This is a genomic window from Aromatoleum sp., from assembly GCF_032027225.1.
Classification (GTDB): Bacteria; Pseudomonadota; Gammaproteobacteria; order Burkholderiales; family Rhodocyclaceae; genus Aromatoleum.
Genome location: NZ_JAVSMM010000021.1, coordinates 70976 through 93605, shown reverse-complemented (window position 1 = coordinate 93605; position 22630 = coordinate 70976). Strand labels below are relative to the sequence as shown.

At 69.4% G+C, this 22630-nt stretch carries 22 protein-coding genes and 1 tRNA gene; 12 read left to right on the top strand and 11 right to left on the bottom strand.

Annotated features, from left to right (window positions below; translation table 11 throughout):
• Window positions 1-148: 148 nt before the first annotated feature.
• On the top strand, window positions 149-763 hold the full coding sequence (locus ROZ37_RS19075; protein WP_312661991.1) for a nitrate reductase cytochrome c-type subunit: 615 nt from the start codon (window positions 149-151) through the stop codon (window positions 761-763).
• Window positions 760-1446: a NapC/NirT family cytochrome c gene (locus ROZ37_RS19070; RefSeq protein ID WP_312661990.1), complete on the top strand. Its 687-nt coding sequence runs from the start codon at window positions 760-762 to the stop codon at window positions 1444-1446. Before ROZ37_RS19075 ends, ROZ37_RS19070 begins: the two co-directional genes overlap by 4 nt.
• A gap of 196 nt (window positions 1447-1642) precedes the next feature.
• Here the strand turns inward: ROZ37_RS19070 and ROZ37_RS19065 are convergent, their stop codons facing one another.
• Entirely contained in the window at window positions 1643-2701 is a 1059-nt protein-coding gene (locus ROZ37_RS19065; RefSeq protein WP_312661989.1) for a PHB depolymerase family esterase, read from the bottom strand.
• Between the two features lie 351 nt (window positions 2702-3052).
• Window positions 3053-3763 carry a DUF1499 domain-containing protein gene (locus ROZ37_RS19060; RefSeq protein ID WP_312661984.1) on the bottom strand — a complete coding sequence of 237 codons (711 nt, stop codon included), beginning with the start codon at window positions 3761-3763 and terminating at the stop codon, window positions 3053-3055.
• Window positions 3764-4235: 472 nt separating this feature from the next.
• Between ROZ37_RS19060 and hcrC the strand changes: the two genes are divergently transcribed.
• Genes hcrC through hcrB form a run of 3 tightly spaced genes read left to right on the top strand, consistent with a single transcriptional unit; the run spans window position 4236 to window position 8067 of the window.
• The gene (gene hcrC, locus ROZ37_RS19055) at window positions 4236-4712 is read left to right on the top strand and encodes a 4-hydroxybenzoyl-CoA reductase subunit gamma (RefSeq protein WP_312661978.1); all 477 of its coding nucleotides are present in this window, start codon (window positions 4236-4238) and stop codon (window positions 4710-4712) included.
• Complete coding sequence (hcrA, locus tag ROZ37_RS19050) at window positions 4709-7087, top strand: 4-hydroxybenzoyl-CoA reductase subunit alpha (protein ID WP_312661971.1); 2379 nt, start codon at window positions 4709-4711, stop codon at window positions 7085-7087. Before hcrC ends, hcrA begins: the two co-directional genes overlap by 4 nt.
• Window positions 7084-8067, top strand: coding sequence for a 4-hydroxybenzoyl-CoA reductase subunit beta (gene hcrB, locus ROZ37_RS19045; protein WP_312661965.1), 984 nt, complete (start codon window positions 7084-7086; stop codon window positions 8065-8067). The genes hcrA and hcrB overlap by 4 nt, the downstream gene beginning before the upstream one ends.
• Before the next feature lie 61 nt (window positions 8068-8128).
• On the opposite strand, the gene ROZ37_RS19040 is transcribed toward hcrB, so the two are convergent.
• Window positions 8129-9232, bottom strand: coding sequence for a substrate-binding domain-containing protein (locus ROZ37_RS19040; protein ID WP_312661962.1), 1104 nt, complete (start codon window positions 9230-9232; stop codon window positions 8129-8131).
• 331 nt (window positions 9233-9563) lie between these two features.
• On the opposite strand from ROZ37_RS19040, the gene ROZ37_RS19035 reads away from it, so the two are divergent.
• Entirely contained in the window at window positions 9564-10379 is an 816-nt protein-coding gene (locus tag ROZ37_RS19035) for an extracellular solute-binding protein (protein ID WP_312661958.1), read from the top strand.
• 54 nt (window positions 10380-10433) lie between these two features.
• Here the strand turns inward: ROZ37_RS19035 and ROZ37_RS19030 are convergent, their stop codons facing one another.
• Entirely contained in the window at window positions 10434-11300 is an 867-nt protein-coding gene (locus ROZ37_RS19030; RefSeq protein WP_312661954.1) for a YicC/YloC family endoribonuclease, read from the bottom strand.
• A gap of 93 nt (window positions 11301-11393) precedes the next feature.
• On the opposite strand from ROZ37_RS19030, the gene ROZ37_RS19025 reads away from it, so the two are divergent.
• From ROZ37_RS19025 to hemW, 5 genes are read left to right on the top strand one after another with little or no spacing between them, the layout of a single operon-like run.
• Window positions 11394-12344, top strand: coding sequence for a serine/threonine-protein kinase (locus ROZ37_RS19025; protein ID WP_312661944.1), 951 nt, complete (start codon window positions 11394-11396; stop codon window positions 12342-12344).
• Window positions 12345-12353: 9 nt separating this feature from the next.
• Window positions 12354-13271, top strand: coding sequence for a serine/threonine-protein phosphatase (locus ROZ37_RS19020; RefSeq protein ID WP_312661937.1), 918 nt, complete (start codon window positions 12354-12356; stop codon window positions 13269-13271).
• A gap of 9 nt (window positions 13272-13280) precedes the next feature.
• On the top strand, window positions 13281-14003 hold the full coding sequence (gene rph, locus ROZ37_RS19015) for a ribonuclease PH (RefSeq protein ID WP_312661933.1): 723 nt from the start codon (window positions 13281-13283) through the stop codon (window positions 14001-14003).
• On the top strand, window positions 14003-14599 hold the full coding sequence (gene rdgB, locus ROZ37_RS19010) for an RdgB/HAM1 family non-canonical purine NTP pyrophosphatase (RefSeq protein ID WP_312661926.1): 597 nt from the start codon (window positions 14003-14005) through the stop codon (window positions 14597-14599). The genes rph and rdgB overlap by 1 nt, the downstream gene beginning before the upstream one ends.
• Window positions 14596-15822, top strand: a complete 1227-nt coding sequence (gene hemW, locus ROZ37_RS19005) for a radical SAM family heme chaperone HemW (RefSeq protein ID WP_312661911.1) — start codon at window positions 14596-14598, stop codon at window positions 15820-15822. The genes rdgB and hemW overlap by 4 nt, the downstream gene beginning before the upstream one ends.
• A gap of 171 nt (window positions 15823-15993) precedes the next feature.
• Here the strand turns inward: hemW and ROZ37_RS19000 are convergent, their stop codons facing one another.
• The 5 genes from ROZ37_RS19000 to thiS form a co-directional block, all read right to left on the bottom strand.
• Window positions 15994-16422, bottom strand: coding sequence for a hypothetical protein (locus tag ROZ37_RS19000; RefSeq protein ID WP_312661906.1), 429 nt, complete (start codon window positions 16420-16422; stop codon window positions 15994-15996).
• 118 nt (window positions 16423-16540) lie between these two features.
• Window positions 16541-18367 (bottom strand): signal peptide peptidase SppA, encoded by a 1827-nt coding sequence (gene sppA / locus ROZ37_RS18995; RefSeq protein ID WP_409449979.1) that lies wholly within the window; start codon window positions 18365-18367, stop codon window positions 16541-16543.
• A gap of 201 nt (window positions 18368-18568) precedes the next feature.
• Window positions 18569-19375 carry a tRNA (guanosine(46)-N7)-methyltransferase TrmB gene (gene trmB / locus ROZ37_RS18990; protein ID WP_409449977.1) on the bottom strand — a complete coding sequence of 269 codons (807 nt, stop codon included), beginning with the start codon at window positions 19373-19375 and terminating at the stop codon, window positions 18569-18571.
• A gap of 107 nt (window positions 19376-19482) precedes the next feature.
• On the bottom strand, window positions 19483-20268 hold the full coding sequence (locus ROZ37_RS18985; RefSeq protein WP_312661888.1) for a thiazole synthase: 786 nt from the start codon (window positions 20266-20268) through the stop codon (window positions 19483-19485).
• Window positions 20269-20350: 82 nt separating this feature from the next.
• On the bottom strand, window positions 20351-20554 hold the full coding sequence (gene thiS / locus ROZ37_RS18980) for a sulfur carrier protein ThiS (protein WP_312661880.1): 204 nt from the start codon (window positions 20552-20554) through the stop codon (window positions 20351-20353).
• A gap of 235 nt (window positions 20555-20789) precedes the next feature.
• Here thiS and ROZ37_RS18975 point away from each other — a divergent pair.
• Window positions 20790-20863 (top strand) — tRNA-Gly (locus ROZ37_RS18975).
• 29 nt (window positions 20864-20892) lie between these two features.
• Here ROZ37_RS18975 and ROZ37_RS18970 read toward each other — a convergent pair.
• Window positions 20893-21135 carry a thioredoxin family protein gene (locus ROZ37_RS18970; protein WP_312661872.1) on the bottom strand — a complete coding sequence of 81 codons (243 nt, stop codon included), beginning with the start codon at window positions 21133-21135 and terminating at the stop codon, window positions 20893-20895.
• Between the two features lie 2 nt (window positions 21136-21137).
• Window positions 21138-22607, bottom strand: a complete 1470-nt coding sequence (locus ROZ37_RS18965) for a permease (RefSeq protein WP_312661868.1) — start codon at window positions 22605-22607, stop codon at window positions 21138-21140.
• Between the last annotated feature and the right edge of the window lie 23 nt (window positions 22608-22630).

Sequence of the window (22630 nt, the reverse complement as noted above, 5' to 3'; positions counted from 1 at the left end):
CCAATTGCCGTTGCACAATCGGCTGAAAAAGCAGCTGGAATCGTCATCAGGGCGGCTCAGGTCGGATCTTTTCAGCATCGATTTTTTTCCAGGCGGCCGGAAACCGAAGGTGAAGGCGGAATTTTCAACACCCTGCTAGGAGAAAGCGATGCGCTCACCGGCTCCCGTCGCCGGGCAGTCCTGCCCCTCCCGCTCCGGCCCTTCCTTCCCTGCCCGCGCGCTCCTCGCGGCCGTCGCGCGTGCCGCGGCGCTCGCGGTCGCACTGACGACGGCGTCCGGCGTCGCACTCGCGCAACGTGCCGTCCCCGCGGACCTTCCGGGGCATTACGACCGGATGCGCGGCGCGACGCCGATCCCCGAGGAGACGACGCCGCCGCCGCTGACGAACCCGGACAACAGCGACGTGCGCCGCTCGCGCGCATACGCGATGCAGCCGCCGGTCGTGCCGCACAAGATCGAGGGCTATCAGCTCGACCGCCACGCCAACCGCTGCATGTTCTGCCACGCGCGCACGCGCACCGAACAGAGCCAGGCACCGATGATCAGCGTCACGCATTTCCAGGATCGTGACGGCAACCATCTCGCCGAACTCTCGCCGCGGCGCTACTTCTGCCTGCAATGCCACGTGCCGCAGGCCGCGGTGACGCCGCTCGTCGAAAACCGCTTCACCGACGTCGAAACGATGCTGCGCCGGGGCGGCTCGCCGTCGGTACCGCGCACCGCACCCGGCCAGGCAGCGCCGCGACCACAGGGCTCACGATGACCGGCCTGCTGCGCCGTTACTGGCAGGTGATCCGGCGCCCTGCGGTCCATTACAGCCTCGGCTTCCTGACCGTCGGCGGCTTCATCGGCGGCGTGCTGTTCTGGGGCGGTTTCAACACGATCCTGGAAGCGACGAATACCGAGACCTTCTGCATCGGCTGTCACGAGATGCACGACAACGTCTATCAGGAGCTGCAGGGCACGATCCACTTCACGAACCGCTCGGGCGTGCGCGCGACCTGTCCCGACTGCCACGTGCCGCACCGCTGGACGTCGAAGATCGCGCGCAAGATGCAGGCGTCGAAGGAAGTCTGGGGCAAGGTGTTCGGCACGGTGAGCACCCCGGAGAAGTTCGAGGCGATGCGGCTGCAGCTCGCGTCGAACGAGTGGACACGGCTGAAGGCGAACAACTCGCTCGAATGCCGCAACTGCCACAAGTTCGAATACATGGATTTCACGCGCCAGAGCCCGCGGGCGACGCGCGCGCACTCGACGTCGCTCGCGACCGGCGCGCGCACCTGCATCGGCTGTCACGTCGGCATCGCGCACCGGCTGCCGGACCTGTCCGGCATCGAATCGCTGCCCGAGCACCGCCGCGCACCCGACGCGATGCCGGCGCTGATCCGGAGCGGGGAAGCGGGCGCGGAAGCGCAGCCGGGCGAGACACCGGCTGCGGAGAAATGACGCGGGTCCGGCGGGATAGCGGCGACCCGTGTCCCTCGATATCCGCACGAAGACGGCTGCGCCCCGCGGCCCGAGATTCGGAACCGCGCCCCGTCGGTCCGCGGGTTTTCCTGAGTCGATTTCGTCCGGCGGTTTCTCCACTGGTCGCGCTTCCGCAAGCGGCGGCAGCGCGGTCGTCGGCCGACGCCATCGCCCGTCAGGCCACGCAAGCCTCGAAGAAGCGCCAGGCGAGCTTCAGCGCATCGGGACCGCGCGGGTCGGAGAACGCCTGTTTCGCCGCCCCGCCGCTCCATGCGTGGCCGAGCCCGGCGACGCGCACCAGGCGCACGTAGACGCGACGATCCCGCTTCCAGTCGGTGACGCTGTACGCATGGCGCGCGCCGCGCTGCGCCGAGCGGGCGGCCGCCGCGCTCGCCGGGCTCGGCGCGAGCAGGCCGAGCCACAGCGCGACCGATTCCTCGGCATTCGCCCACGCGACGCTGCGGTCGCCCTCGCCGTGGATCACGAAGAGCGGCGGCACGCGGCGTCCGGCGAGGCGGTGCCGCAGCGGTGCGAGCTCGGGCGAGCGCCGGCCGCGCATCGCGTGGCCGGCCTGCAGCGCCGACGACGCGCTGTGCGGCACGGCGCCCGAATGCGTGCCGACCGCGGCGAAGAAGTCGGGATAGCGCAGCGCGAGCGTCAGCGCCATCGCGCCGCCCGCCGACAATCCGAACGCGAACACTCGGTCCCGGCGCAGCGGGTGGACGTTGCACACGTGGTCCACGATCGCCTTCAGGATGCCCGCTTCGGTCGCGACGATGGCTTCGCGCCCGAACCAGTTCCAGCAGCGATTCGGGTTCGCCTCCGAGGCCTGCTCGGGCAGCAGCACCGCGTAGCCGCCGGCGCGCGCGTTCGCCGCGGCCCGTGTCGTCGCCGCGAAGCTCGCCGAGTCCTGCCCGCAGCCGTGCAGCAGCACGACGAGCGGCACTGGCCGGCGCATCCCCGGCGGCAGATACAGCCTATAACGGCGCATCGCCATCGGGCCGAGGCCCCAGCGCCCATCCTCCCAGCGCCCGCCGCCACGCGCAGCCGGAAACGGCGCGGGCGTCGGCGTCACGACGCCGGTCAGCATCGTCGTCGCCGCCTTGCGCAGCGCCGGGCCGGCGCGCTTCGCGGTCGCGCGTCCAGCCGCCTTGTTGATCTTTCCGGTCGCGCGCGCGGCGGTGCGCGCCAGATCGAACCACGCGCCGACCCAGCCGGATTTCCGTGCGTTCACGGCGTTCTCTCCCTGTCATCGTCGCCGCCGGCAACATCGCCGTCCGCGACGCCGCGCCGCCATTCGCGCCGAGCTCCGTGACGATAACCGTGAACGCGGCGCGTGCCCGCAAGCCTTTGTTTCATCGGCGCCTGCAGCCCGTCGCCGAGCTCGGGGGATACGGTCGATTCGGCTCGCGCCGCGCGGTTCCGCTCCGATCTGCGCTGGCGCGGGACAGAATGAAATCGCCCTGACGGGCGCAAACGGCATCGGGTCGCCGGGTAGATCGGGGCGAATCTCAAACGGGCAAAGGCAGCGTGCGACCTCCAGAGCAAGCGGCGACCGCAATGCGTGCGCCGATGCCGCCGCGAGTCAGCCCGCAATCCGCCCCAGATACGCGCGGATCCGCTTCGCGTTCGCACCGACGTCGCCGACTCCGACGCGCGACAGCGAGCGCACGTCGATGCGGCTGCCGCCGTCGGCAGGCCTGATGCGTACGACAATGTCGTCGCGGAAGCCGAACCACAGCGTCGTCGCGGTTGCCTCGATCCGGCCCGCGGCCGGGTCCTGCGCGACGATCTCCCAGCCCGTCGCGCGCGCCTCGCGCAGCGCGAGTGCGAACGCGTCGGCGGGCGGCAGCCCGAGGACCAGCGGTTGGATGTCCGGGTAAGCCGCGCGCTGCGCGTCAGCGACCGCGGCGCCGCCGTACTCGACCGGGTTCGACTCCGGCCCGCGCGCGGGCAGCACCGCGACGAAGGCCGGCGGGTCGTCGAGATCGGTGCTGATGTCGTGGATCGGCGGCAGCTTGCTCGCCGTGGCGATCCAGTACCCGGGCACCGCCGCGACGCCGAGCCCGAGCGCGAGCGAAACGACGAGCCGTCCGCCCTGGCCGGCTCGCAGCTTCGGCACGACGAGGCCGACGAGCGAGACGACGGCGGCCGCGAGGCCCAGATACGCAGCCCATTTCAGCACCCGGAAGCCGACCGGGAATGCCCACAGCCCGAAGCGCGTGCCCGACCCGGACACGAACAGGAGTACCGCCGCGACGACCGCGGCGACGAAGGTGAGGCGGGAAAGCTTCATCAGGATCCTCCGCGGGCGGCCGATTCGCCCCCTTCAACATAGCATCCTCCGCCCCGGGAGCGACGCCCCGTCGCCAGCGAGCCGGCGCCGAAGTCCCGCGACGGCCGTGGAGGCAAGCGGCGTGCCGCTGCAACGTGTGGCCGACGGACCGCTGCAACGAGCACCAGACGATGGAACGGTCGATTCGGTCCGGGGCAAGGCCCGTTTCTTCACGGACTTTTTCGATGCCCGCAACCGGCCGTCGCCTGTCGGGCAACTCGCCCGGCCCTCGTTTGCCGCCACATGTGTCCATTGCCGCCGCAGGCTCCCCGAAAACCGCGGCTCGCCGCCCGTCGCCGGCACTCCGACTCCTGTTCTCGATTTCATATTTTCCTGCGGCCGCGAAGTGGTTATGATCACCACGAAATGATTTGACGTCCAACAATCTACGGCTCGCCGGAATGTCCCGGCAAGCGAAGTACGAGGAGGCGAGATGAAGAGTCTGCTGAACCTGTGGGTGAATGGCCGGCCGCGCGAGGACGCGGTCGCCGAAAACGCGCTGCTCGTCGACTACCTGCGCGACACGCTCGGGTTGACCGGCACCAAGCAGGGCTGCGACGGCGGCGAGTGCGGCGCCTGCACGGTGCTCGTCGACGGCGAGCCGCGGCTCGCGTGCAGCACGCTCGCGCACAGCGTCGCCGGACGCCGCGTCGAGACGGTCGAAGGCGCGGGCCGCGACGGCATGCTGTCGCGGCTGCAGCGCGCGTTCCACGAGCACCTCGGCGCGCAGTGCGGCTTCTGCACGCCGGGCATGATCATGGCGGCCGAAGCGCTGCTGCGGCGCACGCCGCAACCGTCGCGCGGCGAGATCCGGGCCGCGCTCGGCGGCAATCTGTGCCGCTGCACCGGCTACGTGAAGATCATCGAGTCGGTCGAAGCCGCGGCGCGTTGCGAGGAGGTGTCGGCATGAACGCGCCCGATCGCGACTTGCACCGCGTCGGCGGCGCATTGGAGGCTCCGCGCGGGGTCGGTGTCCGCATGCCGCTCATCGACGGCGTCGAGAAGGTCAACGGCAGCGCCCGCTACACCGCCGACCTGCCGGCGCAGGGCGCGCTGGTCGGCAAGATCCTGCGCAGCCCCTACGCGCACGCGGAGCTGCTCGAAGTCGATGTCCGCGACGCGCTCGCGCTGCCCGGCGTCGTCGGCATCGTCACCGGCGAGCACTGCGACGTGCGCTACGGCGTGATCCCGATCGCGCAGAACGAATTCCCGCTCGCGCGCGGCCGCCTCCGCTATGTCGGCGAGCCGGTCGCCGCGATCGCCGCGATCGACGAGGCGACCGCGAACGCGGCGCTCGCGGCGATCCGCCTGAAGGTGCGCGAGCTCCCGGCGTACTTCGAGGCGGCCGACGCGCGCAAGTCGGACACCGTGCTGCTGCACGACAACAAGAAGGGCAACCTCGAGCGCGAGGTGCATCACGAGTTCGGCGACAGCGCCGCCGGCTTCGCCGCCGCGGACCTGATCCGCGAGGAGACCTTCGAGTGCGCCGAGATCCACCACGCGATGATGGAGCCGAACGCGGCGCTCGCGTCGTGGGACGCCGAGCGCGGCCACCTGACGCTGTGGTCGGTGACGCAGGTGCCGTACTACGTGCATACCTCGCTTGCGCAATGCATGAAGCTCGACCCGGCCTACATCCGCGTCATCAAGCCCTTCGTCGGCGGCGGCTTCGGGCACCGCGTCGAGACGCTGAACTTCGAGATCATCGTCGCGCTGCTCGCCCGCGAGGTGCGCGGCACGGTGCGCCTGCTGCAGACGCGCGAGGAAGCCTTCCTCACGCACCGCGGACGCCCGCAGAGCCACATCCGGATGAAGCTCGGCCTGACGCGCGACGGCCGCATGACCGCTTGCGAAGCGGAAGTCGTGCAGCGCGGCGGCGCGTACGGCGGTTACGGCATCGTGTCGATCCTCTACGCCGGCGCGCTGCTGAACGGCCTCTACGACATTCCGGCAGTGAAATACGACGGCTACCGCGTGTATACGAACACGCCGCCCTGCGGCGCGATGCGTGGCCACGGCACGGTGAACGTGCGCTTCGCGTTCGAATCGCTTCTCGACACGATGGCGGCCGAGCTCGGGCTCGACGCGTTCGCGGTGCGCCGGCGGAACCTCCTGTCGGCGCCGACCGAGACGATCAACGGCCTGAAGATCATGAGCTACGGCCTGCCCGAATGCCTCGACTGGGTCGAGCAGGCGAGCGGCTGGCGCGATCGCGCGACGCGCTCGGGCGGCGACGGCCCGATCAAGCGCGGCATCGGCATCGCATGCTCGCACTTCGTCAGCGGCTCGGCGAAGCCGGTGCATTTCACCGGCCAGCCGCACGCGACGATCGCGCTGCGCGTCGATTTCGACGGCGCGATCACGATCCTGACCGGCGCGGCCGACATCGGCCAGGGATCCTCGACCGTCGTCACGCAGGTCGTCGCCGAAGTGCTCGGTGTCGAGCATCGCCGGCTGCGCGTGATCGCGGCGGACTCGGCGCTGACACCGAAGGACAATGGCTCGTATTCGTCGCGCGTGACCTTCATGGTCGGCAACGCCGCGGCGGATGCCGCCCGCAAGCTGAAGGCGCTGCTCGTCACCGCGGCCGCGAAACGCCTGCAGGTCCCCGAAGCTGAAGTCGACTGGTTCGGCGAAGCCGCCGCGGTCGTCGGCGATCCGACGCGCCAGATCCCGTTCCACGACATCGTCGAGGAGGCGCTCGTCGATGTCGGCATGCTGACCGTCAAGGGCCTCTTCACCTGCCCGGTCGAATTCCAGGGCGGCAAGCAGCGCGGCGGCGCGGTCGGTTCGACGATGGGCTTCTCGTATGCCGCACAGGCGGTCGAAGTCAGCGTCGACGCCGAGCTCGGCAAGGTCACCGTCGAGAAGGTGTGGTCGGCGATCGACTGCGGCTTCGCGATCAACCCGATGGCGGTCGAAGGCCAGGTCCAGGGCGCGATCTGGATGGGGATGGGCCAGGCGATGTCGGAGGAGACGGTGTACGAGAACGGGCGCCACAAGGCGGCGAGCCTGCTCGAATACCGCGTGCCGACGATCGTCGAGTCGCCCGACATCGAGGTGCACATCGTCGAGAGCATCGATCCGAACGGGCCGTTCGGCGCAAAGGAAGCGAGCGAAGGCCCGCTCTCCGGCGTGATGTCGGCGATCGCGGCCGCGATCGAGGACGCCGTCGGCACGCGCATCCGCGAGCTGCCTTTCACGCCGGATCGCGTGTTCGACGCGATCCATCGCCAACCACGAGCGGGCGCGAGTGCGCCGGCCGCCGAACAAGGAGCCGCATGATGAGCGCGCTGCCCGATTTCCGACTGCTGCGTCCGGCCAGCGCCCGCGACGCGATCCTTCTGCGCGGCGCGCATCCGGCGAGCCGCTTCATCGCCGGCGGCACCGACCTGCTGCCGAACATGCGCCGCGGCCTCGTCGACGCCGAGGTCCTGATCGAACTCGCCGGCATCACCGAGCTGCGCGAGCTGCAGGACCAGGGCGACGCGCTGCGCATCGGCGCCGGCGTCACGCTCGCGACGCTCGCCGCCGACGCGACGGTGCGCGAGCGGCTGCCGGTGCTCGCGCAGGCCGCGCTCGCCGTCGCCGGCCCGACGCACCGTCACGCGGCGACGCTCGGCGGCAACCTGTGCCTCGACACGCGCTGTCAGTACTACAACCAGAGCGAGGACTGGCGCCGCGGCAACAGCTACTGCCTGAAGCGCGTCGGCGACACCTGCCGCGTCGCGCCGAAGTCGAAGCGCTGCTACGCGGCGTTCAGCGGCGACGTCGCGCCGGCGCTGCTCGCACTCGACGCGGAAGCCGAGATCCTCGGCCCCGGCGGGGTGCGCCGCCTGCCGCTCGCCGAGCTGTATCGCGACGACGGCATGGCCGCGCTCGCGCTCGGCGCCGACGAGCTGCTGCTCGCCGTGACGGTGCCGCTCGCATCGAACCGTTTCAGCGGCTACGAAAAGCTGCGCGTGCGCGGCGCGATCGACTTCCCGCTCGCCGGCGTCGCGGTCGCGCTCGCCCGCGACGGCGACGTGATCGCTTCGCTGCGCATCGCGTGCACAGGCGTGTCGTCGCGGCCGGAACTCGTCGCCGGCCTCGATGCGCTCGTGGGCCATCCGCTCGACGATGCCGCGCTCGCGACGATCGAGCGCGGCGTGCGGCGCGCGATCCAGCCGATGGAGACGACGACCGTCAGCGTGCCGTATCGGCGCCGCGCGACCCCGGTGCTCGCGAAGCGCCTGGTGCGCCGCCTGTGGGACGAGGGCGGCTGACACGGACCGCGCCGAGTTCGACGTGTTGCGCCATGCGGCGGCGTTCGTCCGATCGCCCCCGTCACTTGTACCAGGGCAGCGTGCGGCGCAGCGCGACGATCTCGCCTGCGGCGTCGGCGTCGTAACCCGGCACCGCGCGCGCGAAGCGGCGGAAGTCCTCGCCCGCCAGAACGTCGAGGACCGCGCGCATCGCCGGCGTATCGAGCGCCGGTTTGAGACAGACGAGGAAATACTGTTCATGCGCGATCGGCACGAAGTCGAGCCCGAAGCAGTCTGCCGCGGCGCGCAGGCCGAAGCCGCAGTTCGCGATCCCGGCGGCGACATTCGCGGCGACCGACAGATGCGTCGGCTCGGCGCTGTCATAGCCGGCGAGCTCGCGCACCGATACGCCGCTGCGCGCGAGCAGCTCGTCGAAGATCAGCCGCGTGCCCGAGCCCGGCGCGCGATTCGCGAACACGACGCCCGCGTGGCCGAGATCCTCGAGCGACGCGAGCCCGAGCGGATTGCCCGGCGCGACGATCAGGCCTTGCTCGCGGCGCGCGAAGCGGATCAGCTTGTGCACGCCGAGGCGCAGGTCCCGCCCGAGACCGAGATGGAGCCGCGAGCCGCGCCGGCACAGCTCCGCATCGTCGATCGGCAAGTGGATGCCGGCCAGCGCACACGCGCCGGCGTTGAGCCGCTGCAGCGCCTGGGAACTGCCGGTGTACTCGACGTCGAGCAGCATCCGCGCCGAGCCCAGCAAGCGCTCGCGCAGCGCGCCGAACAGCAGGTCGTGGCTCGCCGCCGTCGGCACGACGCCGAGCGCAGGGTCGACGGCGAGCAGCAGCTCACGGTCGAGCTGCCCGGCGAGGCTCTCGGCCTGCGGCAACAGCCGCGCGAGAATCCGCTTCTCGGCCCACAACAGCCGCTCGCCGAACGCCGACAGGCGCGCCGGCCGACCCTGGCCGCCGCTGATCAACGGCTGACCGAACTCCGCCTCGTGCCGTTTCAGCTCGCCCCACAGGTGGCGATACGACAGACCGAGTTCGCGCGCGGCGGTCGCGATCGAACCGTGTGCATGGATCGCATCGAGCATCGCGAGCAGCGGGTTGCGCAACGGCAGTCCGCGCCCCGGCAGCGCCTCGCTGGTGCCGGCGACGAAGTGATAGTCGAGTTTCACGGTCATGCCCGAAGCTTAGCGGAAAAGGCCGCCCCGACTTTCCGCGCGGCACGCAGCCGCGTTGCGTCGCCTCGGCGCACGGCAAAAAACCACAGCCGCTTTTGGGCGCCGGAAAGAATTTCGCCGACCCTTGCGTGCCCCGCCCGACGCGGGCAGCTGAATCGACGCGCGCTTCTTGCGACGCAGGCGCTGCGGGCCTATGCAGGAGCCTGCATAAGTCGGCGTCATCGTCGCCGCGTCGCGCTGGCCTCGCGACATGCGCTTTGATAAAAAAACCCTTTGCAGCTCGGCCGCAGTCCCCGCCGCACTTCTTCCATCCCGAAAACGAGGAGCCCCGATGTCCAGATTTCTCCGTCCCCTGCTGATCGCCGCCGCGTGCGTGCTGGGCCTGTCCGGCGCGCGCGCCGAGTCGATCGTCGTGTCATCGACGACCTCGACCGAGCAGTCCGGCCTGTTCGGCTACATCCTGCCGAAATTCGAGAGCGAGACCGGCATCACCGTCAAAGTCGTCGCGCTCGGCACCGGGCAGGCGCTGGACAGCGCGCGCCGCGGCGATGCCGACGTCGTGTTCGTGCACGACCGCGCCGCGGAAGAGAAATTCGTCGCCGAAGGCTACGGCATCGGACGCCGCGACGTGATGTACAACGACTTCGTGCTCGTCGGCCCGAAGAGCGATCCGACGAAAGTCGCCGGCGGACACGACATCGTCGCGGCGCTGCAGAAGATCGAGTCGGCGAAGGCGCCCTTCGTGTCGCGCGGCGACAAGAGCGGCACGCACGCGGCCGAGCTGCGCCTGTGGAAGCTCGCGAACGTAGATATCGACCAGGCGAAGGGGCCGTGGTATCGCGACTCGGGCTCGGGAATGGGCCCGGCGCTCAACATGGCCGCGTCGCTCGGCGCGTACATCCTCGCCGACCGCGGCACCTGGCTGTCGTTCAAGAACCGTCAGGAGCTCGCGATCCTCGTCGAAGGCGACCGGCGACTCTTCAACCAGTACGGCGTGATCCTCGTGAATCCCGAGCGCCACCCGCACGTGAAGCGCGAAGCCGGCCAGCGCTTCATCGACTGGCTCGTCTCGCCCACCGGCCAGCAGGCGATCGCCGACTACCGGATCGGCGGCGAGCAGCTGTTCTTCCCGAACGCGGACAAATAGCGCCGCGACGACGGCCGCCGGCCGCGCCGAAGACGCGCGGCGGCGGCCGGAACATCACTCGATGTTCTGGACCTGCTCGCGCATCTGCTCGATCAGCACCTTCATCTCCATCGCGACGCCGGTGATGTCGGTCGCCGCGGACTTCGACGCGAGGGTATTGGCTTCGCGGTTGAGTTCCTGCATCAGGAAATCGAGGCGCTTGCCGGCGGCGCCGCCGGTCTTGAGGATGCGCTCGACTTCGACGAGGTGCGTGTTGAGCCGGGACAGTTCCTCGGCGACGTCGATGCGCTGCGCGAACAGCGCGACTTCCTGGCGAATGCGGTCCTCGTCGAACGACGCGACCGCGTCGCGCAGCCGCGTCGCGAGCCGCTCCTGGTAGTCGGCGACGATCGCCGGGACGCGCGGCTCGGCCTGGGCGACGAGCTCGTGCATGCGCGCGAGCCGCTCGCGGATCATCGCCGCGAGCTTGTCGCCTTCGCGCCGCCGCGTCGCGACCAGTTCGTCGATCGCCGCCTGGGTGAGTTCGAGCAGCGTCGGCTGCAATTGCTCGAAGCTCACGCCGTCGTCGGCGAGCATCCCGGGCCAGCGCAGCACTTCGCTGACCGACAGCCGGGCCGCTTCGGGCAGGCGCTCGCGGACCGCGTGCTCGGCCTCCGACAGCTGGTCGAGCAGCGCCGCATTCAGCGACAGGCTGCGCATGGCCGCCGCGCCCGAATGCAGGTTCAGGCGGCATTCGACCTTGCCGCGCGTGAGTTTCGCGGAAAGTTTCTCGCGAATCGCCGGCTCGGCCTGCCGCAGTTCGTCGCCGATGCGGAAGAACAGGTCGAGATAGCGGGAATTGACGCTGCGCAGCTCGATATGCAGGCTCACCTGCCCGAGGTCGCGCGTCTGCACTGCGAATCCGGTCATGCTGTGGATCATGAATGTGTCTCCGGGAACCTGCCGCGATCCTTTACACTGCAGGTCCTTCAAGAAATTGCCGCGGAAAGCCGGAAGCCCGCCTTCCCCCTGTCGATGCCGTCCCAAGTCAACTGCCCTCTGCCGTCCGGCTTCCAGCTGGACCAGTACCGGATCGAGCGGCAGCTTTCCCTCGGCGGCTTCTCGATCGTCTATCTCGCCCACCAGGCGGACGGCACGCCGGTCGCGATCAAGGAGTACCTGCCGAATTCGCTCGCGCTGCGCAAGGACGGCGAGATCGAACCGCAGGTTCCGGAAGAGAACGCGCCGGCCTTCCGCTACGGCATGAAATGCTTCTTCGAGGAGGGCCGCTCGCTCGCGAAGCTGATGCATCCGAACGTGGTACAGGTGCTCAACTTCTTTCGCGCGAACGGCACAGTGTACATGGTGATGCGCTTCGAGCGCGGTCGCACGCTGCACGAATATATCCAGAAGCACCGCGGAGAGGTGCGCGAAGCCTTCATCCGCGCGGTGTTCGCACGCATGCTGAACGGCCTGCGCGAAGTCCACGCGCACAAGCTGCTGCACCTCGACATCAAGCCGTCGAACATCTACCTGCGCAACGACGCCACGCCGGTGCTGCTCGATTTCGGCGCCGCGCGGCAAACGCTCGTCACCGACCAGCCGATGCTGAAGCCGATGTACACGCCGGGTTTCGCGTCGCCGGAGCAGTTCTCGAACCGTGACGCGCTCGGGCCATGGAGCGACATCTACAGCGTCGGCGCCAGCCTTTACGCGTGCATCGCCGGCACCGCGCCGCTGCGCTCGGACGAGCGCAGCGAACACGACACCGTGGCGCCGACCGCGCGCACCTTCGCCGGGCAGTATTCGCCGCAGCTGCTGCAGACGATCGACTGGTGTCTGAGGCTCGACCCGCTCGAACGCCCGCAGAGCGTGTATTCGCTGCAGAAGGCGCTGATGCGGCGCGACGGCGACCCGCGGGCCGTCGCCGCATCGCGCTTCGGCGATCTCGGGGCCCGGATCAAATCCTTCATCGGACGCAGCTGAGACCAGCACGTGAAATTCACGATCTATCAGGAAAGCCGCATCGGCCGCCGCAAGGCGAACCAGGACCGCATCGCCTACTGCTATTCGCGCGACGCGCTGCTGATGGTCGTCGCCGACGGCATGGGCGGCCACCTGTACGGCGAGGTCGCCGCGCACATCAGCGTGCAGTTCATCACCGAAGCGTTCCAGCGCGAGGCACGCCCGACGCTCGACGACCCGGCGATGTTCATGTCGCGCGCGCTCACGCGGGCGCACGCCGCGATCCTCGATTACGCGTTCGACAAGAAGCTCCCGGATGCGCCGCGCACCACAATCGTCGCCTGCATCGTGCAGAACGGCGTCGCATACTGGGCGCACGCGGGCGACTCGCGGCTCTACCTGCTCCGACAGGGCCGTATCGAAGCGCGCACGCGCGACCATTCGCGCATTCAGCTGATGATGGAGCACGGGCTGCTGACGCCCGCGGACGCGCGGCGCCACCCGGAGCGCAACCGCATCTATAGCTGCCTCGGCGGCGGCCATCCGCCGCAGATCGAGTTTTCGAAGCGTACGCCGCTGCACGACGACGACCTGCTCGTGCTGTGCACCGACGGCGTCTGGGGGCCGCTGCAGGACGAGGGGCTCGTCGAGGGGCTCGCCGGAACCAACGTCATGGACGCGGTTCCGAAGCTGATGACGCGCGCCGAGACGCTCGCGGGCGCGAGCTGTGACAACCTGTCGGCGATCGCGATGTGCTGGCACGACGACGCGATCGACGTGCCGGACAACGCGGTGTCGACCCGGACGATGGCGCTCGACAAGTTCACGACCCAGCTCGAGACCTTCGAGCGCACGCGCGCGCCGGCCGGATCGTACGAGATCACCGAAGACGAGATCGAGCGCGCGATCAGCGAAATCAACCAAGCCATACAGAAGTTCAGCAAATAGGAAGTCCCGATGCGCCCCAGCCAACGTCAGCCGGACGAACTACGTCCGGTCACGATCACCCGTCATTTCACCTGCCACGCCGAAGGCTCGGTCCTCGTCGAGTTCGGCGCCACACGCGTGCTGTGCACCGCGAGCGTCGAGGAGAGCGTGCCGCCGTTCCTGCGCGGCCGCGGCCAGGGCTGGCTGACCGCCGAATACGGCATGCTGCCGCGCTCGACGCACACCCGCAGCGCGCGCGAAGCGGCGAAGGGCAAGCAGAGCGGGCGCACGCAGGAGATCCAGCGCCTGATCGGTCGCAGCCTGCGGGCGGTCGTCGATCTCGCGGCGCTCGGGGAGCGGCAGATCATCATCGACTGCGACGTGCTGCAGGCCGACGGCGGCACGCGCACGGCCGCGATCACCGGCGCCTGCGTCGCGGTGCATGACGCGCTCGACAAGCTCGTCGCGCAAGGCAAGCTCACGGCGAGCCCGCTGCGGGATTTCGTCGCCGCGGTGTCGGTCGGCGTCCATCGGGGCGTGCCGGTGCTCGATCTCGACTACGCCGAGGATTCGGGCTGCGACACCGACATGAACGTCGTGATGACCGGCTCCGGCGGCTTCGTCGAAGTCCAGGGGACCGCGGAAGGCTCGCCGTTCTCGCGAACCGAGCTGAACGCGCTGCTCGAACTCGCCGAAGCCGGCATCCGCCGCCTCGTCGACGCGCAAAAGCGCGCGCTCGCGGAGCAGCCGTGATGACGAAGCGCCTCGTCCTCGCGAGCAACAACCCGAAGAAGGCCGCCGAGATGAATGCGCTGCTCGCGCCGCTCGGCATCGAGGTGTTGCCGCAGTCGGCGTTCGACATTCCTGAGGCGGAAGAGCCGCATCACACTTTCGTCGAGAACGCGCTCGCGAAGGCGCGCCACGCGGCGGCGCTGTCGGGACTGCCGGCGGTCGCCGACGACTCGGGCCTGTGCGTCGCCGCGCTCGCGGGCGCCCCGGGGGTGCAGTCCGCACGCTACGCCGGCGAGCCGAAATCCGACGCCCGCAACAACACGCTGCTCATCGAGCGCCTCGCCGGCGTCACGGACCGGCGCGCGTTCTTTCACTCGTCGGTCGTGCTCGTGCGTCACGCGGACGATCCGCGGCCGCTGATCGCCGACGGCGAATGGCACGGCACGATCCTCGACGCCGCGCGCGGTGAGGCCGGCTTCGGCTACGACCCGCTGTTCTTCGTCCCCGAGTTCGGGCAGACGGCGGCGGAGCTCGACGCGGCGACGAAGAACTCGCTGAGCCACCGCAGCCGCGCGATGCGCGAGCTGCTCGCGCGGTTGTCCGCCGATCCGCTGTGACCTCGCGGCGCGTGATCCCGCTCGCAGTCGCGCCGGCTCCCCGGGACGCGGCGCCGGAGCGGCCGCAGCTCACCGCCTCGCCGCCGCTGTCGCTGTACGTGCATTACCCGTGGTGCGTGCGGAAGTGCCCGTACTGCGACTTCAACTCGCACACTGCGCGCGGCGGCACCGGGGACATCCCCGAGGCGCCGTACATCGACGCGCTGCTCGCCGACCTCGAAACCGCGCTGCCGCAGGTCTGGGGGCGACGCGTGCATTCGGTGTTCTTCGGCGGCGGCACGCCGAGCCTGATGTCGGCGGCCGGTTTCGACCGGCTGCTGACCGGCATCCGCATGCTGCTGCCGCTCGACCCACTCGCCGAGATCACGCTCGAAGCGAACCCCGGCACCGTCGAGGCCGGCCGTTTCCGCGACTACCGCGCCGCCGGCGTGAATCGCCTGTCGCTCGGCATCCAGAGCTTCGACGATGCGCAGCTCGTGCGCCTCGGCCGCATCCACGACGGCCGTGAAGCCCGCGTCGCGATCGACACCGCGCTCGCGCTGTTCGACCGCGTGAACCTCGACCTGATGTACGCGCTGCCCGAGCAGGGCGTCGATGCGGCGCTCGCCGACCTCGACATCGCGCTCGCATCCGGCGCCAGCCATCTGTCGTGCTATCACCTGACGCTCGAACCGAACACGCCGTTTTACCGCGCGCCGCCGCCGCTGCCGGACGCGGACCAGTCGGCCGACATGCAGGACGCGATCGAGGCGCGACTCGCCGACGCGGGTTTCCGCCATTACGAGACGTCGGCGTTCGCGCGCCCCGGCCAGGAATGCGTGCATAACCTGAACTACTGGATGTTCGGCGACTACCTCGGCATCGGCGCGGGCGCGCACGGCAAGTTGTCGAGTCACGAAGGAATCGTGCGCGAGATGCGGCACAAGCATCCGGCGCGCTACCTCGACGCCGCGAAGACGCGCGATTTCGTGCAGGAGCGGCGCGACGTGGGCGTCGCCGAGTTGCCGTTCGAGTTCCTGATGAACGCGCTGCGGCTGACCGCGGGCTTTCCGCGCCGGCTCTTCGCCGAGCGCACCGGTCTGCCGCTTGCGGTGATCGAACCCGAACTCGGGCAGGCGCGCGAGCGCGGCTTGGTCGAGATCACCGCGGACGACATCCGACCGACCGAGCGCGGCCGGATGTTCCTGAACGATCTGCTGACGCTGTTCCTGCGCGACGACTGAGCAACCGCCTTCCGACCGGGGAGATGAAGCGAATCGTCCCAAAGGTGTCCGTTCCGGCCATGGCATCGAGCATGGCCGGCAGTTTGGTCGTGCTGGCGACCAAGGCGACTTCGGGCAGCTTGCGGACGGCAATCAGGCGTTCGCGAATCCGTCAGTGAGCGCTGCGCCCCGCTAAGCCCCGATCGGCCGGCACTCGGTCGCGAGCGGCCGCCCTTCCTTCGAGTCGAGCAGCACGCTCTTCCACGGCAGGTCGATCCAGACGAGGCCGGCGTCGTGCGCCTCGAAGCGCGGCAGGCCCGACGACGACGGATCGCGCCGCATCCCGACCGAACGTCCCTGCCAACCGAGTTCGAGCAGGTTCGCGTCAGCCGGATCGCGCGCGACGCGCACCTTCACGCCGAGTTCGCAGCCGTACTCTCCGCTCGCGAGCTCGAAGCGCAGCTGGCCGTTCGGCCCCACGGCGGCGGGCGGCACGGCAGCAACGCCGGCGGTCGGCGGCCCCCCGGCACAGGAAGCGAGCAGCACCGGCAACACGAGCGCGGCGACGGGCAGCGGCCCGATACGGGCGCGGAAGACGGGAAGCGATCGGGGTTTCACCATGATGGTCTCCGATGAGACGGCGTACACCGCAGGGCTGCGCCCGGTTCGCAACCCGACGCAGCGCGGATGGCGGGCGGAAGCCGCCACCCTGGGGTCATGTCTTCCGGGTTCGTCGAGCCTACAACGCTTCGCACAGACAATGCGTGTAGAGATGTCTCGGATCGTTCCAGCGTAACAATTCGGCGGCGTCCGCGCGCACTTCGCCCAGGAGGCGGCCGAACGCGGATTCGGCGCCGTCGGGCGCGTGCGGTGCGGCAATGGAAATCAGGCGTTGCAGCAGGCGCTGCCCGGGGCCGATCTCGGCCTCGGGCCAGACCGTCTCGTAACGCTCGAGGCGTGCGCGCGCCGCGGCAGCCTTCACCGCCGCGTCGAGCCCGCCCAGTTCGTCGACGAGTCCGAGCTTGCTCGCGGATTCGCCGGTCCACACCCGGCCGCGCGCGATCGTCTCGACTTCGGCGATGCTCATGTCGCGCGCTTTCGCGACGGTCTCGAGAAAGCGCCGGTAGCCGTGCTCGATGCCCAGCTGCAGCGCATTCGCTGCCTGCGGCTCGAGCGGGCGTCGCGGATCGAACGCGCCGGCGAGCGGCGACGTCGCGACGCCGTCGATGGTGATGCCGAGCCGGTCGAGCGGTTCGGCGAAATTCGGCAGCAGCGCGAAGATGCCGATCGAACCCGTCAGCGACGCCGGGCTCGCCCAGATCTCGTCGGCCCCGGTCGCGATCCAGTAGCCGCCCGACGCCGCGACCGAACTCATCGACGCGACGACCGGCTTGCCCGCGTCGCGCGTCAGTTCGAGCTCGCGCCGGATCACTTCGGACGCCCACGCGCTGCCGCCCGGGCTGTCGATGCGCAGCACGACCGCCTTCACGCGCTCGTCTTCGCGCGCCGCGCGGATCAGCCTCGCGAGGCTGTCGCCGCCGACCGCCGAGCGCGACTCCGTGCCGTCGACGATCGCGCCCTGCGCGACCAGCACCGCGACCTTGTCCTCGGCGGGAATCCAGTGCGCGCGCAGGTTCGTGAGGTAACGGTCGACCTCGACGTGCAGGAAGTCCTTGCCGTCGTCGCTCGCACCGACCCGCGTCTTCAGCAGGTCGCGCCACTGGTCGCGCGTGCTCGCGACGTCGACGAGGCCCGCGTCCTGCGCAGCCCGCACCGCGTCGCCCGAGGTCGCGGCGAGCGCATCGTCATAGTGGTCGACGTAGCCGTCCAGCTTGTCCGGCTCGATCCGCCGGCTCGTCGCGACGTCCTCGCGGATCACCGACCACAAGCCTGCGAGCAGGTCCTGCGACGCCTCCCGATCCGCGTCGGACATGTCGGCCCGCGTGAAGGGCTCGCTGAACGACTTGTACTCGCCGACACGGAACACGTGCACCGTGACGCCGAGCTTGTCGAGCGCACCCTTGAAGTAGCTCACGTAGCGGGCGAGCCCCGGCAGCAGCACGAAGCCGTCCGGGCCGATGTGGACTTCATCGGCGATGCTCGCGAGGTAGTACTGGCCCTGCGTGAAGCGGTCGCCGCGCGCGAGCACAGGCTTGCCCTTCGCCTTGAACGCCGCGATCGCCGCACGCAATTCCGCGAGCTTCGTCAGGCTCGCGGCGCCGAGGCCGTCGGTTTCGATCACCAGCGCCTTGATCCGCGCATCGTCTCGCGCTGCGTTCACCGCCTCAAGCAGGTCGTGCAACGCCGTCTGCGACACCGGCGCGACGCCCGCGCGCAGCAGCCCGATCGGATCATCCAGGACGGTCTGCTCGACGAGCGCGCCGGTCGGGCGCACCAGCAGCGCGGCGCCCTCGGGCACCGGACGCGGCGGCTGCCAGACGAAGGCGATCACCGCCGCGATCAGCAGCAGGAAGACGAGGTTGAACACGAGGCGGCGCAAGCCGTTGAGCGTGCGCCACAGGCCGGCGAAGATCAGTCCGAGAACGCGGAGAAAGCCTTTCACGATTCACTCCCTTGCCGAGGCGCCGCGCGGCGCTTCCTTCACCGCCGAATCCGTCATCCGCTCCGATCCGAGACCCGGCGCGTCAACCCAGGGATGCGGGCTTTCGTCGTCCGCCCGGCGCGTTGGCGCCAGCCTTCCGGTCGCTGCCGGTCTTCTTCGGTTTCTGCTCCCCGCGCAGGACGCCAGGCGCGAGTAATCCGTGCGTCAGCCGCGCCGGGTGAACACCAGATCCCAGACGCCGTGGCCGAGCTTCAGCCCGCGGTTCTCGAACTTCGTCAGCGGACGATAGTCGGGCCGCGGCGCGTAACCCTCGGCAGTATTCGCGAGTGCGGGCTCGGCGTCGAGAATCTCGAGCATCCACTGCGCGTACTCCTCCCAGTCCGTCGCGCAATGCAGGTAGCCTCCCGGCGCAAGCCGCGACGCGATCAGCGCGACGAAGTCGGGCTGGATGATGCGCCGCTTGTGATGACGCTTCTTGTGCCACGGGTCCGGAAAGAACACATGCACGCCTGCGAGCGAGCCTTCCGGGATCATGTCGCGCAGCACTTCGACCGCGTCGTGCTGGATCACGCGCAGATTCGTCAGGCCGCCTTCGGCGATCAGCTTGCACAGGCTGCCGACGCCCGGGCCGTGCACTTCGATGCCGAGAAAATCCTTCTCCGGCAGCGCGGCGGCGATTTTTGCGGTCGTCTCGCCCATGCCGAAGCCGATCTCGACGATCTTCGGCGCGCCCCGCCCGAACGCGGCGTCGAGGTCGAGCGGTGCGATGCGGTACGGAATCCCGACTTTCGGCAGCGTTTCGTCGAGGTGGCGCTGCTGCGCGACCGACATCCGCCCCTGCCGCAGCACGAAGCTGCGGATCGAGCGGCTCGAAAACCGGGCCTCCGGGTCGCCGCCCGGTCCGGCTGAGCCGGGACGCGAGGCTTCGTGCGTAGCGGCAAGTGTCACGTCCGGCTCTTCCGTTGCGGGCAACTTGCGGGGTTCAGCCGGGCGGTCGTGGGTATCGTTCATTGGGCGTGGGACTTCGAAACGCCGCGGCAATCGCGGCGGTCCGTTCGAAAAGTGGGGAGCAGGGGCACGTCGCCGGCAGGAAGTCCCGTCGGCGCGCGAACGTCCGGTCAGGAACCGATCAGTCCGCTCGTCGGCGAGCTCGGGTCGGCCGAATAATGCTTGCGCGGCATCCGTCCGGCGAGGAAAGCCTCGCGGCCGGCTTCGACCGCCTTTTTCATCGCCGACGCCATCAGCACCGGCTTCGCCGCGTGCGCGATCGCGGTATTCATCAGCACGCCGTCGCAGCCGAGCTCCATCGCGATCGCAGCGTCCGACGCCGTGCCGACGCCGGCGTCGACGAGGACCGGCACGTTCGCCTGATCGATGATCAGCCGCAGGTTCCACGGGTTCAGGATCCCCATGCCGGAGCCGATCAGCGACGCGAGCGGCATGATCGCGACGCAGCCGATGTCTTCGAGCATCTTCGCCTGGATCGGATCGTCGGCGCAGTAGACCATCACGTCGAAGCCGTCCTTCACGAGCGTCTCGGCCGCTTTCAGCGTTTCCGGCATGTTCGGGAACAGCGACTTCGGGTCGCCGAGCACTTCGAGTTTCACGAGCGCGTGCCCGTCGAGCAGTTCGCGCGCGAGCCGCAGCGTGCGCACCGCGTCATCGGCGGTGTAGCAACCGGCCGTGTTCGGCAGGATCGTGAAGCGGTCGGGCGGCAGCACGTCGAGCAGGTTCGGCTCGCCGGCGTTCTGACCGATGTTCGTGCGGCGGATCGCGACGGTGACGATCTCGGCACCGCTCGCCTCGATCGCCTCGCGCGTCTCGGCGAAGTCCTTGTATTTGCCGGTGCCCACGAGCAAACGGGAGCGGTAGGACTTGCCTGCGATCTCTAGTGAATCGTTCATGTTCGGGCTCGATGAGAGGGGTTGGGGCGAGCGGAATCCGGGAAAGCGCGGCGAATCGCGGCGCACGGCTGCGGGCGGCCGATCAGCCGCCGCCCACCGCGACGACGATTTCGAGGCGGTCGCCATTCGCGAGCCGCGTGTCGGCATGCCGCCCTTTGGGGACGATCTCGCCGTTGCGCTCGACCGCGAGACGCTTGCCGGCGAGCTGCATCGATTCGAGCAGCGCGAGCACGGTCTGAGCCTCTTCGATGCGCTCCGGTTTGCCGTTGATCGTTAGCTGGATCATCAGAAGCTGTCGGGGTTGCGAAAGAAGCCGAAGTTTACCACGCGGCAGCCCCCCGCCCCCGCCGGGGACCAGGGCCACCGCAAACGGGACCGCTTCGTCACCGCATCGGCAAGGGTCGTACGCGGACTTTGGTCTCCCGCCGGAACAATGGCCACATTCGGCCACCTCGCCCGCGATTGCACCCCGCAGCGCGCGCCGTTAGAATGTGCGTCCCACCCGGCTCCGGGGCGGGACTGCGGGCGTCGTATAATGGTAATACCCTAGCTTCCCAAGCTAGAGCCGTGGGTTCGATTCCCATCGCCCGCTCCACAGCATCCATCCGCGGACTTCCGCCGAATTCAGACGGCCGTCCGGATCCACTCGGCGACGCTCGCCGGCGTCGGGATGCGTCCCGAAGAAACGAGCTTCTCGTTGATCACCAGGCCCGGCGTCTTGAGCACGTCATAGGCGACGATCTGCCCCATGTCCGTGACCTTCGTGACCTCCGCCTGCACGCCGGTCGTGGTGATCGCCTCGCGCACGATCTCTTCGAGTTTGCGGCAGTTGGCGCAGCCGGGACCGAGAACCTTGATGCTGAGCATGATCAGACTCCTTTGAGTGAAGAGGTCGTCGAGCGGCGACTGGCGATCGACAGCAGCACGACGAGCACCGCGATGAAACCGGCCAGGTAGAGCGCGAGCGAGAACAGCGCAGCGCCGTCGATCCACGCGCCGTAGATCAGGCCGGCGGCGGCGCTGAACAGCGCCACCAGGCCGACGTAGGTGAAGGTCTTCTTGCGGCCGATGATCGCCGAAATGATCAGGATGCTCTGCAGCGACAGCTCGGGGTCGGACATCAGGTAGGCGAGCAGCGGACCGCGGTGCATGCCGAGGTCGAGGAACATCTTGGCGATCGGCACCTCGACCAGGGTGGGGAAGTACATGAACACGCCGAACACGACGCCGGCGAGGTTGCCGGTCAGCGAGTTGTGGCCGGCCAGCATCTCGATCCATTCCGGGCGGATCAGCACGCGGATCATGCCGACGATGAAGACGCCGACCACCAGCAGCGGGAAGATCTGCTTCACGAAGCGCCACGACTCCCACAGCCAGTCGCGCAACTCGTCGTCGTTCAGGCGATGGCGCACGATCACCTGCAAGACTGCAAGCGCGGCGGCGACGGCGAAGAACTTGCCCGTGAGGCCGACACGGAGCCCGCCCGCCACCGGCTGCACCGCCAGCGCGGCCACCAGCAGCGTCGCCGCGATCAGCGCCAGACTGATCCAGGTCCAGGCGTTGGCGCCATCGGCGATGTTCTCGAAACCGCGCCACGCGGAATAGCCGATCGCCACCAGCAGGCCGATCAGCACCACACCCTGTACCGACACGCCCTCCTCGCCCTTGGCGGCGTCGTAGGGCACCAGGCGGTCGAGCACGGCCTGCCAGCCCTGCGCGTCGCCGACCGGCAGTTCGAAGTTGAGGTAGGTCCCCGTGAGCACGTCCAGCTTCAGGGTGCCGGCGAGCAGCAGCGCCACCCACACGAACAGGAACACCAGCGCCATCCGCCCCATCCTCGCGCCCTGCGGCCCGAAGGCGCCATCGGTGGCGCGGTCGTGGGCGGCATCGTCGGCGTGAAAAAGCAAGGCCATGATGAGCCCGATGCCGATACCAAAGGTGAGCGACAGCACGAAGCGTGCGACCGCCAGATCGGGGCCGATGATGCCGCCGGTGTAGACGAGCGCAAGGATGTTGGCCGCCGGAGCGAAGAACAGGAAGGTGATCGCCGGCCCGAGGCCCGCCCCTTTCTTGTAGATGCCGGCGAAGAGCGGAACGATCGTGCACGAGCACACCGCCAGCAGCGAACCCGCGGCCGCGGCGGCCGGGTAGGAAACGGTCTTGCTCGAGTTGCGGCCGAGAAAGCGGGTGATGGTCTCCTTGGGAATCAGTGCTGACATCGCGCCGGCGATGAAGAAGGCCGGTAACAGGCACAGCAGCACGTGGGCCGCGAGATAGGCGGCCAGATTGCCCAGCCCACCGTAGAAGACGGGGAGAACCCAGGAAAGCGGGGTGTCCATGATGCGAACTCCGGCGAGAAAGG